At 64.3% G+C, this 13,318-nt stretch carries 11 protein-coding genes and 1 pseudogene; 6 read left to right on the top strand and 6 right to left on the bottom strand.

Annotated features, from left to right (window positions below):
• Positions 1–227 precede the first annotated feature (227 nt).
• The 4 genes and pseudogenes from phnC to AB4Y36_RS05660 all read left to right on the top strand — a co-directional run.
• The gene (phnC, locus tag AB4Y36_RS05675) at positions 228–1,055 is read left to right on the top strand and encodes a phosphonate ABC transporter ATP-binding protein (protein WP_069261678.1); all 828 of its coding nucleotides are present in this window, start codon (positions 228–230) and stop codon (positions 1,053–1,055) included.
• A 58-nt stretch (positions 1,056–1,113) separates the two neighbouring features.
• Positions 1,114–2,100, top strand: a complete 987-nt coding sequence (phnD, locus tag AB4Y36_RS05670) for a phosphonate ABC transporter substrate-binding protein (protein WP_368605461.1) — start codon at positions 1,114–1,116, stop codon at positions 2,098–2,100.
• A 113-nt stretch (positions 2,101–2,213) separates the two neighbouring features.
• Positions 2,214–2,990: a phosphonate ABC transporter, permease protein PhnE gene (phnE, locus tag AB4Y36_RS05665; protein WP_368616730.1), complete on the top strand. Its 777-nt coding sequence runs from the start codon at positions 2,214–2,216 to the stop codon at positions 2,988–2,990.
• Between the two features lie 128 nt (positions 2,991–3,118).
• Positions 3,119–3,223: pseudogene (locus tag AB4Y36_RS05660) on the top strand (EamA family transporter); the annotation flags it as partial.
• A gap of 28 nt (positions 3,224–3,251) precedes the next feature.
• Here the strand turns inward: AB4Y36_RS05660 and AB4Y36_RS05655 are convergent.
• On the bottom strand, positions 3,252–4,889 hold the full coding sequence (locus tag AB4Y36_RS05655) for a PLP-dependent aminotransferase family protein (RefSeq protein WP_368682507.1): 1,638 nt from the start codon (positions 4,887–4,889) through the stop codon (positions 3,252–3,254).
• Positions 4,890–5,016: 127 nt separating this feature from the next.
• Here AB4Y36_RS05655 and gabT point away from each other — a divergent pair, with 127 nt between their 5' ends.
• Positions 5,017–6,309, top strand: coding sequence for a 4-aminobutyrate--2-oxoglutarate transaminase (gene gabT / locus AB4Y36_RS05650; RefSeq protein WP_069261675.1), 1,293 nt, complete (start codon positions 5,017–5,019; stop codon positions 6,307–6,309).
• A gap of 115 nt (positions 6,310–6,424) precedes the next feature.
• The gene (gene gabD, locus AB4Y36_RS05645; protein ID WP_368682506.1) at positions 6,425–7,876 is read left to right on the top strand and encodes an NADP-dependent succinate-semialdehyde dehydrogenase; all 1,452 of its coding nucleotides are present in this window, start codon (positions 6,425–6,427) and stop codon (positions 7,874–7,876) included.
• Between the two features lie 87 nt (positions 7,877–7,963).
• Here the strand turns inward: gabD and AB4Y36_RS05640 are convergent, their stop codons facing one another.
• From AB4Y36_RS05640 to cyoB, 5 genes are all read right to left on the bottom strand, one after another.
• Positions 7,964–8,581: a hypothetical protein gene (locus tag AB4Y36_RS05640; RefSeq protein ID WP_141710543.1), complete on the bottom strand. Its 618-nt coding sequence runs from the start codon at positions 8,579–8,581 to the stop codon at positions 7,964–7,966.
• A gap of 294 nt (positions 8,582–8,875) precedes the next feature.
• Positions 8,876–10,078, bottom strand: coding sequence for a 3-oxoadipyl-CoA thiolase (pcaF, locus tag AB4Y36_RS05635; protein ID WP_069261673.1), 1,203 nt, complete (start codon positions 10,076–10,078; stop codon positions 8,876–8,878).
• Between the two features lie 296 nt (positions 10,079–10,374).
• Positions 10,375–10,695, bottom strand: a complete 321-nt coding sequence (gene cyoD, locus AB4Y36_RS05630; RefSeq protein WP_069261672.1) for a cytochrome o ubiquinol oxidase subunit IV — start codon at positions 10,693–10,695, stop codon at positions 10,375–10,377.
• Positions 10,696–11,307, bottom strand: a complete 612-nt coding sequence (gene cyoC / locus AB4Y36_RS05625; RefSeq protein WP_069261671.1) for a cytochrome o ubiquinol oxidase subunit III — start codon at positions 11,305–11,307, stop codon at positions 10,696–10,698.
• The gene (gene cyoB / locus AB4Y36_RS05620) at positions 11,307–13,316 is read right to left on the bottom strand and encodes a cytochrome o ubiquinol oxidase subunit I (protein ID WP_368682505.1); all 2,010 of its coding nucleotides are present in this window, start codon (positions 13,314–13,316) and stop codon (positions 11,307–11,309) included. The genes cyoC and cyoB overlap by 1 nt, the downstream gene beginning before the upstream one ends.
• Positions 13,317–13,318 lie beyond the last annotated feature (2 nt).

Genomic DNA, 13,318 nt, shown 5'->3' with positions numbered 1-13,318 from the left:
AAGTCAGGAAAACCAGGGACAGCACGTACGTTGCCCACCAATATAGCCGCTTCCCATGATATTGAGCATGACAGATGTTTGGCGTCATGTGGCTGTCACATCTCTCGCGATTTTTTCGCGGCCAGAAGGCCGCAAGACATGTAGTCGTCTAGACGTCGCGACACCTTCACTCAACCGTCACAGTCCCTTCCTAGAATGAGCCCTCGACTACACAGCGACGGATTGTTATGGACGCCATACGCATCGAACGCCTCTCGAAAAGCTTCGACAGCGGCCGCAAGGCACTCGACGAAATCAACCTGCGCGTAGGCGTTGGCGAAATGGTCGCGCTGATCGGCGCATCGGGCTCGGGCAAATCGACCCTGCTCCGCCATATTGCGGGCTTCACGGCTTCCGACCCGCAGCCTTCGCGCATCGAGATTCTTGGTCGTCCTATTCAGCAGGACGGCCGCATCGTGCGCGAAGTGCGCCGCATTCGCCGCGACATCGGCTTCGTGTTTCAGCAGTTCAATCTCGTGCATCGCCTCACGGTCGAAACGAATGTGCTGATCGGCGCGCTGTCGCGGCTGCCGTTGTGGCGACGCCTCACGGGCCGCTTTCCGCGCGCCGAACGCGAGCTGATGCTGGCCGCGCTCGGCGAGGTTGGCATCGCGCACAAGGCCGCCGAGCGCGCTTCGAACCTCTCGGGCGGCCAGCAGCAGCGCGCGGCGCTCGCCCGCGCACTCGTGCAGCGCGCGCGCCTGATTCTCGCCGACGAACCCATCGCCTCGCTCGACCCCGCATCGTCGCGCCGCGTGATGGACATGATGCGCATGCTCAATCGCGATCACGGCTTGACGGTGGTCGTCTCGCTGCATCAGGTGGATATCGCCATGGAGTACTGCCCGCGCACCATCGCGCTGCGCGACGGGCGCGTGGTGTACGACGGCGCATCGTCGGCGCTCACGCCCGCGCTGCTGCAACAGCTTTATGGCAACGCCGCGCGCGAGTTGCTCGAACCCGATGCTGCGCCGTCCGCGGCAACGTGCTTCGGCGCGCAGCCTCGCGCGGCCTGATCACGCAACTCAACCTTTTTCCAACCCGCAACGTTTTTACTCACCACGGACCGCCCCAATGAACCTGTTCCGCTCCATGCTCTCCTGGTGCGCCGCCGGCGCCGTCGCGTTTGCCTCGCTCGGCAGCGCGGCCGCTCACGCGGAAGATCTCAGCTTCGGCATCATCTCGACCGACTCGTCGGCGGTGCTCAAGCAACGCTGGCAACCGTTCATCGACGACCTGAACAAGCAGACCGGCCTGCACGTGAATGCGTTCTTTGCTACGGACTACTCGGGCATCATCGAAGCCATGCGCTTCAACAAGGTGCAGATCGGCTACTTCGGCAACGCTTCGGCCATGGAAGCCGTGGACCGCTCGAATGGCGAGATCTTCGCGAAGGTGCTCTACGCGAACGGCGATGCCGGCTACAAGTCGGTGCTCATCACCAACGTGAACAGCCGTGTGAAGTCGATCGACGATGTGTTCAAGAATACCAAGGATCTGACGCTCGGCTGGGGCGACCCCAATTCGACTTCGGGCACGCTGATTCCGGGCTATTACCTCTTCGCGAAGCACGGCGTTTCGGTGAACGCGACGAACTTCAAGACCGTGCTGCCTTCGAGCCACGAAGCGAACCTGCTCGCCGTGGTGAACAACAAGGTGGACATCGCCACCAACAACACCATCGAGCTTTCCACGCTGCAACAGAAACACCCGGACCGCTTTGCCCAGGTGCGCGTGCTGTGGACCTCGCCGCTCATTCCGTCCGATCCGCTCGTGTATCGCAAGGATCTGCCTGAGGCCACCAAGCAGAAGCTGCGCGACTTCTTCTACCACTACGCCAAGACCGATCCGCGCGAGCAGAAGATCATGGCCGATATCACCGGCTACGCAGGCTTCGCGCCCGCCACCGACGCGCAGCTCCTGCCGATCCGCCAGGTCGCGCTGTTCCAGCAGAAAGAGAAGATCGCCGCCGACACGCATCTCTCCGACGACGACCGCAAGAGCCAGATCGCGGCCATCGACGCGAAGATCGGCGCGCTCGCCGCACCTGCGAAGCAGTAATGGGCGCGATGGATTTCGACAGCTCACGCGCCGTGCCGCAGGCAGAAGTCGCAAGGCCCGCTGCCGGGCCGGCGGCGACGCCGAACGTCGCCGCCGCGCCGCAAGCGGCCGCCCTGGCGGCGCGCGGCCTCACAGGCAAGCGCAGCTGGTCCTCGCTCGCGCTTTGGGCCATCGTGTTCGTGCTCCTCGGCGTGGCGTGGCGCGGCGCCGACATGCGCCCGCTCGACCTCTTCTCCGACTCAGCGAATATGAGCACGTTCGCGCGCGGCTTCTTCCCGCCGGACTTTACGGAATGGCGCACGTATGCCCAGGAGATGTGGGTCACGATCGCGGTGGCGCTGTGGGGCACGGCACTCGCCATCGTCTGCGCAGTGCCGTTCGGGCTCATGTCGGCGCACAATCTCGCGCCCGCATGGGTGCTGCATCCCGTGCGCCGTTTGATGGACGCGTGCCGCGCCATCAACGAGATGGTGTTCGCGATGCTCTTCATCGTAGCCGTGGGCCTCGGGCCGTTCGCCGGTGTGCTCGCCTTGTGGGTGCACACGACAGGCGTGCTCGCGAAGCTCTTTGCGGAAGCGGTGGAAGCCATCGACCCACGCCCCGTGGAAGGCGTGCGCGCGACGGGCGCCTCGCCGCTCGACGAGATCGTCTACGGCGTGCTGCCCCAGGTCATGCCGCTGTGGATCTCGTATGCGCTCTACCGCTTCGAGTCGAATGTGCGCTCGGCGATGGTGGTGGGCATGGTGGGCGCGGGCGGCATCGGCGTCGTGCTGTATGAGGAAATCCGCTCGTTCGATTATCAGCAGACCAGCGCCGTGCTCATCATGGTGATCGTCGTGGTCACGGCCATCGATCTGATCTCCGCAAGACTGCGTGCGCGCGTGACCTGACGCGCTCCCTCGAAAGCCGCGCGAGCCGAATAGAAACACAACGACGGCTCGTGCGGCTTTTCCCTATTTCTGGCGGCCATACGCGTACGCTGGAATAATCACACGATTGCGGCCGCAACGACCCGCGCTTCGCCGTGCTGATCGGCTGGCTCTTCATGAACGAGAAGCTCACGGCGCGCCGCATGGTGGCTTGCGCGCCCGTGACTTGCGGGGCGGTGCTGATCCGGCTGTGATTGGCCTGCGCCGCAGCGACCGCTTCGCTCATACGAGCGCGGGCAACGTCGTATCGATCGCCTCGGCGAGCGTGTCGAACGCCGGTGCAATCTCCTCGTCGGGCACGCAGGCGTAGCCGATCAGCAAGCCCGGATTCGCACGCTCGCGCGACGAGTAATACCCCGAAAGCGGCCGCACCACGATATTGCGCGCGAGCGCGGCTTCGGCCACGGCGCGGTCGTCGCTGCCTTCGGGCAACTGCATCACGACGTGCAGGCCCGCGTCGCCGCCCATCGCGGGCAACGCGTCGCCGTAGCGGCGCGCAACGGCGTCCAGCAGCACCTGGCGGCGCTGGCCGTAAAGCGCGCGCATCTTGCGGATGTGCGAGGTGAAATGGCCTTCGGCGATGAACTCTGCGAGCACAGCCTGCTGCAGCAATTGCCCCTCGCGATACAGCTCGGCGCTCGCGGTCGCGAAGCTTTCCGCCAGCGCTTCCGGCGCAACGAGATAACCCACGCGCAGGCCCGGAAACAGCGTCTTGCCGAAGCTGCCCACGTAGATCACCTGCCCCGCCGTATCGAGCCCCTGCAACGACGCAAGCGGGCGGCTGCCGTAACGGAACTCGCTGTCGTAGTCATCCTCGATGATCCAGCACTGATGCTGGCGCGCGTACTCGAGCAACATGCGCCGGCGTGCGAGGCTCATCACCATGCCGAGCGGGTACTGGTGCGAAGGCGTGACGAGCATGAGCCGCGGCGGCGGCGCGGCGAAGTCGCCCGCCGACGGGTTGAGCCCTTCGCTGTCCACGGCGATCGGCCGCGTGTTGAGGCCCGAGACATGCAGCACGCTGCGTACGCCCCAGTAGCACGGGTCTTCGGTCCAGATGGTGTCGCCGGGATCGGAGAGCAGACGCACGGCCAGGTCGATGGACTGATGAATACCCGTCGTGATGATGATCTGCTCCGGCGAGCAGCGCACCGAGCGCGAAGTGCGCAGGTAGTCGGCCAGTACGTGGCGCAGCAGCGCGAGGCCGCCGCCGGGTGCGTAGGTCAGCAGGTCCGGGCGCAGACTGCGCCAGTACTTGTTGTGCAGACGTGTCCATACGCGCGCCGGGAAGCGGGAGACATCGGGCACGCCGGGCATGAACGCGCCGCCCTGGCGCTTCGAGACGCCCGCGCTGGTAATCAGGCGCGTGCCGCGTGCCGAGAGGGCGCGCGCCGTGGACCGTTGCGTCTGAGTGGCGGCTTCCATTCCGCTTGTCGACGCGGCTCCGGGCGCCGCCGCGGCAAGCGCGTCCGCGCCCTTTGCGCTCTGGCTGTTAGTTGCGACTTTCCCCGCAGGTAGCGCGGCTCCTGAAGCGCCTCCATTTGTCCGCGTCTGCATGGAGCCAATTTCAGTCGCCCCCACTATTTCGTCGGGTGACGTGTCCGCCACGAAGGTGCCGCGCCCAGTCGCCGATGTGACATAGCCTTCGAGCACCAATTGTTCGTAGACCTGCGTCACGGTATTGCGTGCAATTCCCAGCTCGGCCGCCAGCAGCCGCGACGACGGCACCCGCGCCCCGGGCGGCAGTTCGCGCGAGAGGATCGCCTGCTGCAGCAGCTTGTGCAGTTGCCGGTACACCGGCTGGGCGCTTCCGCGGTCGAGCCGTTGCGCCAGCCAATCGGACAGAACACTCGCACGCATCGAAATTGGCTCCTAAAGATTGCACTGAATGGCTCTGAAATTTAGAGCCAAACGTGAGTATAGTCGCGACATGGACTGCTTGCCGGTCCGCCAACCAACTTCAGAACTGACACCGATTCCACAGGAGATGAACGTGAGCAAGAACGCCGATCTGCAAAGCCGCAAGAACGCCATTACCCCGCGCGGCGTGGGCGTGATGTGCGACTTCTACGCCGAGCGCGCCGAAAACGCCGAGCTGTGGGACGTGGAAGGCCGCCGCTTCATCGACTTTGCCGCCGGTATCGCCGTGTGCAACACGGGCCACCGCCATCCGAAGATCGTCGCCGCCATCAAGGCGCAGCTCGACCAGTTCACGCACACGGCTTACCAGATCGTGCCGTACGAGTCGTACGTCTCGCTGGCCGAAAAGGTCGCCCAGCGCGCGCCGGGCAGCTTCGCCAAGAAGGCCGCCTTCTTCACGACGGGCGCCGAAGCCGTCGAAAACGCCGTCAAGATCGCACGTGCCCATACGGGCCGTCCGGGCGTGATCGCCTTCGCGGGCGGCTTCCACGGCCGCACGATGATGGGCATGGCGCTCACGGGCAAGGTCGCCCCTTACAAGCTCGCGTTCGGCCCGTTCCCGGCCGACGTGTACCACGCCCCCTACCCGAACTCGGTCCACGGCATCAGCACGGCCGACTCGCTCAAGCACATCGAGATGCTGTTCAAGGCCGACATCGATCCGAAGCGCGTCGCCGCGATCATCTTCGAACCGGTGCAGGGCGAAGGCGGTTTCTACCAGGCACCGGCTGATTTCGTGCGCGGGCTGCGCAAGATCTGCGACACGCACGGCATCCTGCTGATCGCCGACGAAGTGCAAACGGGCTTCGCGCGCACCGGCAAGCTGTTCGCGATGGAACACTACGACGTCACGCCGGACCTCATGACGATCGCCAAGAGCCTGGCAGGCGGCATGCCCCTCTCGGGCGTGGTGGGCCGCGCGGAAGTGATGGACGCGGCGGCGCCGGGCGGCCTCGGCGGCACGTACGCGGGCAACCCGCTGGCTGTGGCATCGGCGCACGCGGTGATCGAGATCATCGAAGAGGAAAAGCTCTGCGAGCGCGCCACGAAGCTCGGCGACAAGCTCAAGGCCAGACTCAACGCGATGAAGGCCGACGTGCCGCAGATCGCCGACGTGCGCGGCCCCGGCGCGATGAACGCGGTTGAGTTCTGCAAACCGGGCACGAGCGAAGCCGACGCCGACTTCACGAAGCGCGTGCAAACGGCAGCCCTGAATCGCGGTCTGCTGCTGCTCGTTTGCGGTGTGTATTCGAACGTCGTGCGTTTCCTGTTCCCGCTGACGATCCAGGACGCCGTGTTCGACGAAGCGCTCGCGATCCTCGAAGAGTCGGTCAAGGAAGCCGTGGGCGTGCCGGCGTAAGCCTCCACCACATGCTGGCCCGCGAGCAGCGGGCCATCCGCGAAACGGCACACCGGCGCTTGCCGCTGTGCCGTTCGTCGTTCTAAATGAATCGAAGTCAGTCCGGAGTGCAAGCATGAATCTGAAAGACGCATCGCTGCTGCAAACCAGCGCCTTTATCAACGGCGAATGGCAAGGCGCCGAAGACGGCGCCACGTTCGAAGTCAAGAACCCCGCCACCGGCGCGGTGATCGGCACGGTGCCGCGCATGGGCGCCGCCGAAACGCGTCGCGCGATTTCCGCCGCGAACGCCGCATGGCCCGCATGGCGCTCGAAGACCGCGAAGGAGCGCAGTGTCATTCTGCGCAAGTGGCACGACCTGATGATGGAAAACGCCGACGACCTCGCGCTCATCCTCACCACGGAACAAGGCAAGCCGCTCGCCGAGGCGAAGGGCGAGATCGGCTATGCCGCGTCGTTCCTCGAATGGTTCGCGGAGGAAGGCAAGCGTATTTATGGCGACACGATCCCCACGCCCGCCAACGACAAGCGCATCGTCGTGACGAAGGAACCCGTGGGCGTGTGCGCCGCGATCACGCCGTGGAATTTCCCCGCCGCGATGATCACCCGCAAGGTCGGCCCCGCGCTCGCGGCAGGCTGCCCGATCGTGCTCAAGCCCGCCGAAGCCACGCCGTTCTCGGCACTCGCGCTCGCTGTGCTGGCCGAGCGTGCGGGCGTCCCGCGCGGCGTGTTCAGCGTCGTGACGGGCGACCCGAAGGCGATCGGCGGCGAGCTCACGAGCAACCCGACCGTGCGCAAGCTCTCCTTCACGGGCTCGACGCCGGTTGGCCGCCTGCTCATGAGCCAGTGCGCCTCGACGGTCAAGAAGGTCTCGCTGGAACTGGGCGGCAACGCGCCGTTCATCGTGTTCGAAGACGCCGATCTCGATGCGGCCGTCGCCGGCGCCATCGCCTCGAAGTATCGCAACAGCGGCCAGACCTGCGTATGCACGAACCGCTTCTACGTGCACGACGCCGTGTACGACGCGTTCGCGGCCAAGCTGCGCGACTCGGTGGAAAAGCTCAAGGTCGGCCTCGGCACGGAGGCCGGCGTGACGCAAGGCCCGCTCATCAACGAAGCGGCCGTGCTGAAGGTGGAATCGCATATCGAAGATGCGCTCGCGAAAGGCGCTCAGGTGACCGCGGGCGGCAAGCGCCACGCACTCGGCCACGGCTTTTTCGAGCCGACCATCCTCACCGGCGTCACGCCCGCGATGAAGGTCGCGCGCGACGAAACCTTCGGGCCGCTCGCACCGCTGTTCCGCTTCTCGTCCGATGACGAAGTGATCAGGATGGCGAACGATACCGAATTCGGTCTCGCCGCTTACTTCTACAGCCGCGACATCGGCCGCGTGTGGCGCGTGGCCGAAGCGCTCGAATACGGCATGGTGGGCATCAACACCGGCCTGATCTCGAATGAAGTCGCGCCGTTTGGCGGCGTGAAGCAGTCAGGCCTCGGCCGCGAAGGCTCGCACTACGGCGTGGACGACTACGTGGTGATCAAGTACATGTGCATGGCAGGCATGTAACGACCAGCGAAAACGGGCGCCTTCCGAGGCGCCCGTTCGGATCGCAAAAGGAAGCCGGCGCCGCAATGCGCCGGCTTTTTTACATGCTTACTGCGTGGCGGCAACCGGCGTCACCTGCGTCGCATAAGCGGAAACGAACACGGCGTGAACCGTGTCGCCGACCTTCAGGGTCTTGAGGTCGATATCGGGGGTGGCTTGCAGCGTGACGGTCTGATAAGCGCCGCGCAGCGTCACTTCGCGCTTCTTCGCGTTGATGTGCTGCACCGTGGCCTGAACTTCGACCTGGCGCGCGGCGTCGTAGCCCGACGACGCGGGCAGATAGACATTCGTATCCACACGCTTGCGAATATCCTTGTCCTTTCCCGTTACTTTGTCGGCCGTCATGAGGAGCGCGTTCTTGTAGAGCGCGTCGACAGTGTCGCCCACGTGTAGCTGGTCGAAGTTGCTGACCTGCGGGCTAAGCGCGATATCGACGTCATTGCCGCGCGGCCCGCGCAACGTGACGACGCGCGCAGCGCGATCGATGCCGACGATCTTCGCGTGGATATGCACCGGCTCCGCGTTGGCAATCGCTTGCTGCGCCGCGCTGGCGAGCGCGCTTTGCCCCTGCGGCGCCGAAGCCGCCGCGTCGTTTTGCGCAAACGCCCCCTGCGAGAGGCCAACGCCCACCACCCATGCCGCCGCCAGAATCGCTGCCTTCGTCATTCACATTCTCCTCGTCAAACGGGTTTGAAATGATTGCCGTATTCGCATCGGCGTGTGGTGCCGAAGTGCGGCCGATTCTACGCGCGGCTTTTAGAACGCGGACGTTACCTGCCCGGAAGCGGGTCAACTTACCGCAACCCAATACGGCTAATTGCCGAGGGGTTTGCTGAGGCTCAAATTCCCCTGCGATTACGTGGTGAAATGGATCGCGCAATTGTTGCGTAGCGCGAAATTTCTAACGAAAAAGCCGCGAATCAAATCGACCCGCGGCTTTCAATTCAGGGCGACGTAAAATCAGACGCGCTCGATAGCGATCGCAATCCCCTGCCCCACGCCGATACACATCGTGCAAAGCGCAAAGCGCCCTTGCGTGCGATGGAGCTGATACGTGGCGGTCGTCACGAGACGTGCGCCGCTCATCCCGAGCGGGTGCCCAAGCGCGATCGCGCCGCCGTTCGGGTTGACGCGAGGATCATCATCGGCGACGCCGAGCATGCGCAGCACGGCGAGGCCTTGCGAAGCAAACGCTTCGTTCAACTCGATCACATCGAACTGGTCGATGGTCATGTTCAGACGCGCGAGGAGCTTCTGCGTAGCCGGTGCGGGACCGATACCCATCACGCGCGGCGCGACGCCAGCCGTTGCGATACCGAGCACGCGCGCACGCGGCACGAGCCCGAAACGCTTCGCGTTTTCCTCGTTGGCGAGGAGCAGCGCGCAAGCGCCGTCATTCACGCCCGAAGCATTGCCTGCCGTCACCGAGCCATCCGGGCGCACGACGCCCTTGAGCTTGGCCAGCGCTTCGAGGCTCGTTTCACGCGGATGCTCGTCGCGCGAGAAAACAATCGGATCACCCTTCTTCTGGGCAATCGTCACCGCGACGATCTCCTGCGCAAGCGTGCCATCCGCCTGTGCGCGAGCCGCCTTCTGCTGGCTGCGAACCGCGAACGCATCCTGATCGGCGCGGCTCACGTTGTAGTCGACGGCGACGTTTTCGCCCGTTTCCGGCATCGAATCCACACCGTACTGCTGCTTCATCAGCGGATTGACGAAGCGCCAGCCAATCGTCGTGTCGTAAATCGCGGCGTCGCGAGCGAAGGCACTCGTCGACTTGCCCATGACGAACGGCGCGCGGCTCATGCTTTCCACACCGCCCGCAATCATCAGCCCCGTTTCGCCCGACTTGAGCGCGCGCGCGGCAATGCCCACGGCGTCCATGCCGGAGCCGCACAGGCGGTTCACCGTCGAGCCCGGCACGGCCTGCGGCAAGCCCGCCAGCAGCGAGGACATGCGCGCGACGTTACGGTTGTCCTCGCCGGCCTGGTTCGCGCAGCCGTAGATGACGTCATCGATCGCCGTCCAGTCCACGTCCTTGTTGCGCTCCATCAGCGCCTTGAGCGGCACGGCGCCGAGGTCGTCGGCGCGAACCTGGGCAAGGGCGCCCGCGTAGCGGCCGATAGGTGTGCGAACCGCGTCGCAGATGAATGCTTCCGTCATGTGAGTCTCCTTTCGATCGCACGCACTTGATGCGATCCCATGCAAAGATGATTGAGATTGACGGACTGCGCGGGCGAAAATGGGAGATCGAGCGCGCACGTCCTCGTGCGATTTGTTCGAGTGCCGAACCGATGATCGTTAATCGAACAATTTGACGGCCATAATAGGCGCGTCCTGGGACGAGTGTCAAGCACGCGGACCTGGCTCCAAAAACGAAAAAGCCGCACAGGACGGTTGGCCCGTGCGGCTTTTGCGAGTTCAGGCGGGCGCGAGGCGCCAGCCAGTGAGGCGAACGCTTAACGCGACATCATGAGCGCGCCGACATTGTGCATGACCCAGATCGTGCCGAAGATCAGGAACGCGGCGGCCAGCACCGTGTACGCCAGCGACAGGACGTTCCAGCCCTGCCCCGGCGACGTGTTCAGATGCAGGAAGAACACGAGGTGCACGACCACCTGCACGAAGGCGAGCACCGCGATCACGATCAAGGCCGCGGAGGCATCGAGCGTGCCGTGCAGGACAACGCCGAATGCGCCCGCGGTAAGCAGCACCGAAAGAATGAAGCCCGCCACATAGCTGCCGAGGCTGCCGTGCGACTCTGCATGAGATTGAGCCATTTAGAGCACGCTCCCGAGATAGACAAAAGTAAACACGCAGATCCACACCACGTCGAGAAAGTGCCAGAAGAGGCTCAGGCACGTGAGGCGGCGGATTTCCTGCTCGCCCAACTCCCGTGCGCGAACCACCTGGATCATCATCACGAGCATCCACAGCAGGCCGAAGAACACGTGCAGGCCGTGCGTGGCGACCAGCGTGAAGAACGACGACAGGAACGCGCTGCGCTGCGGGCCGGCGCCTTCTGCGATCAGGTGCGAAAACTCGCGCAGTTCGAGCACGAGGAACGACGCACCCAGAATGAAGGTGACGGCGAGCCAGCCGAGCACCACGCCGTTCTTGCGCTGATGCGCGCCGAGCATCGCGAAACCGTACGTGATGCTCGAAAACAGCAGCACGGCCGTTTCGAGCGCCACGCCCTGAATATCGAACAGGTCCTTGCCCGTGGGGCCGCCCGCGAACTGCTGGCTCAACACGCCGAACGTGGCGAACAGCGCCGCGAACAGCAGGCAGTCGGTCATCAGGTAGACCCAGAAGCCGAATACCGAGTGCGACTGCGGGTGATCGTGCTGATCGAGTTCGGCAAGGGTTGCCGCATTGGTTTTCTGTAACATCAGACTGCCTCCTCGGCGACCAGGTCGCGCTTGGCCACGGCGGCGCCGGTGCCAAAGCGGCTTTCTTCGATCTCGCGGACCTTCGCGGCCGGAATGTAGTAACCGTCGTTGTTGCCGAAGCTCTTGAGGATGACCGTCAGCACGACGCCGATGAACCCGAGCACCGCAAGCCACGTGATGTGCCACACGGCCGCGAAACCCAGCACGAGGCTGAACATGCCGATGAAGAGGCCCGCCGACGTGTTCGACGGCATGTGGATGTCGCTGTATTTCGCGGCGAGGCCCGGAGCGCGGCCCGCTTCCTTCATGTGCGCGAAAGCGTCGATGTCGTCCACGTGCGGAATGACCGCGAAGCTATAGACCGCCGGCGGCGACGACGTTGCCCATTCGAGCGTGCGGCCGTCCCACGGATCGCCGGTCACGTCCTTGCATTCGGCCTTGTTGCGGTTCACGAAGGCCATGACCCACAGCAGGACCTGGAACACGACGCCGACCGCGATGATCGCAGAGCCAATCGCGGCGACCACGAAGTACGGATGCCATTCGGGCACATCGTAGTGGTTGGTACGACGCGTTGCGCCCATGAAGCCGAGCACGTAGAGCGGCACGAAGGCCACGTAGAAGCCGACGAACCAGCACCAGAACGACGCCTTGCCGAGCTTTTCGCTGGGCTTCAGGCCGAACACCTTCGGGAACCAGTACTGCAGGCCCGCGAGGTAGCCGAACACCACGCCGCCGATAATCGCGTTGTGGAAGTGAGCGACCAGGAAGAGCGAGTTGTGGAGCACGAAGTCCGCGCCCGGAATCGCGAGCATCACGCCGGTCATGCCGGCGATCGAGAACGTCACCATGAAGCCGACGGTCCAGAGCACGGGCGCGGTGAAGTGCACACGGCCGCGATACATCGTGAACAGCCAGTTGAAGATCTTCACGCCGGTGGGAATGGCGATGATCATCGTCGCAATACCGAAGAACGCGTTGACGTCGGCGCCCGCACCCATCGTGAAGAAGTGGTGCGCCCACACGAGGAACGCCAGCACCATGATCGCGCACGAGGCGTAGACCATCGTCTTGTAGCCAAACAGCGGCTTCTTGCAGAACGTGGCCATCACTTCCGAATAGATGCCGAACGCAGGCAGCACGAGGATGTACACCTCGGGGTGGCCCCACGCCCAGATCAGGTTCAGATACAGCATGGCGTTGCCGCCCAGCTCGTTCGTGAAGAAGTGCGTGCCGACGTAGCGGTCGAGGCCGAGCAGCGCCACCGCGATCGTGAGGATCGGGAACGTGGCCATGATGAGCACGTTCGAGCACAGCGCGGTCCACGTGAACACGGGCATCTTCATGAGCGTCATGCCGGGCGCGCGCATCTTGACGATCGTGACGAAGAAGTTCACGGCCGTGATCAGCGTGCCGACACCGGAAAGCTGCACTGCCCAGATGTAGTAGTCCACCCCCACGTCTGGACTGAACTGGAGCTCAGAGAGCGGCGGATACGCGAGCCAGCCCACCTTCGCGAACTCGCCGACCACGAGCGAAATGTTGACGAGGATCGCGCTGATCGCCGTCATCCAGAACGAGAGCGAGTTCAGGAACGGGAACGCCACGTCGCGCGCGCCGATCTGCAGGGGCACGACGAGGTTGAAGAAGCCGACCATGAGCGCCATCGCCATGAAGAAGATCATGATGACGCCGTGCGCCGTGAAGATCTGGTCAAAGTGATGCGGCGGGAGATAGCCGGGCGAGTCGAACGCCATGGCCTGCTGGATACGCATCATGACCGCGTCGGCGAAGCCGCGCACGAGCATGAGCACCGCCACGATCATGTACATCACGCCGATGCGTTTGTGGTCCACGCTCGTGAGCCACTCGGTCCAGATGTACTTCCACTTGCCGGTCACGGTGACGAGACCGAGCACGCCGACGACGATCAGCGCCATGAACGCCGCCGCGCCCATGATGATGGGCTGATCGAACGGGATCGCCTCTAATGTGAGTTTTCCGAACATGC

The sequence above is a fragment of the Paraburkholderia sp. BR10936 genome, assembly GCF_040965735.1.
Taxonomy (GTDB): Bacteria; Pseudomonadota; Gammaproteobacteria; order Burkholderiales; family Burkholderiaceae; genus Paraburkholderia; species Paraburkholderia nodosa_A.
Note: the sequence above shows the minus strand (reverse complement) of the source record. Positions and strands in the feature narration are given on the sequence as shown.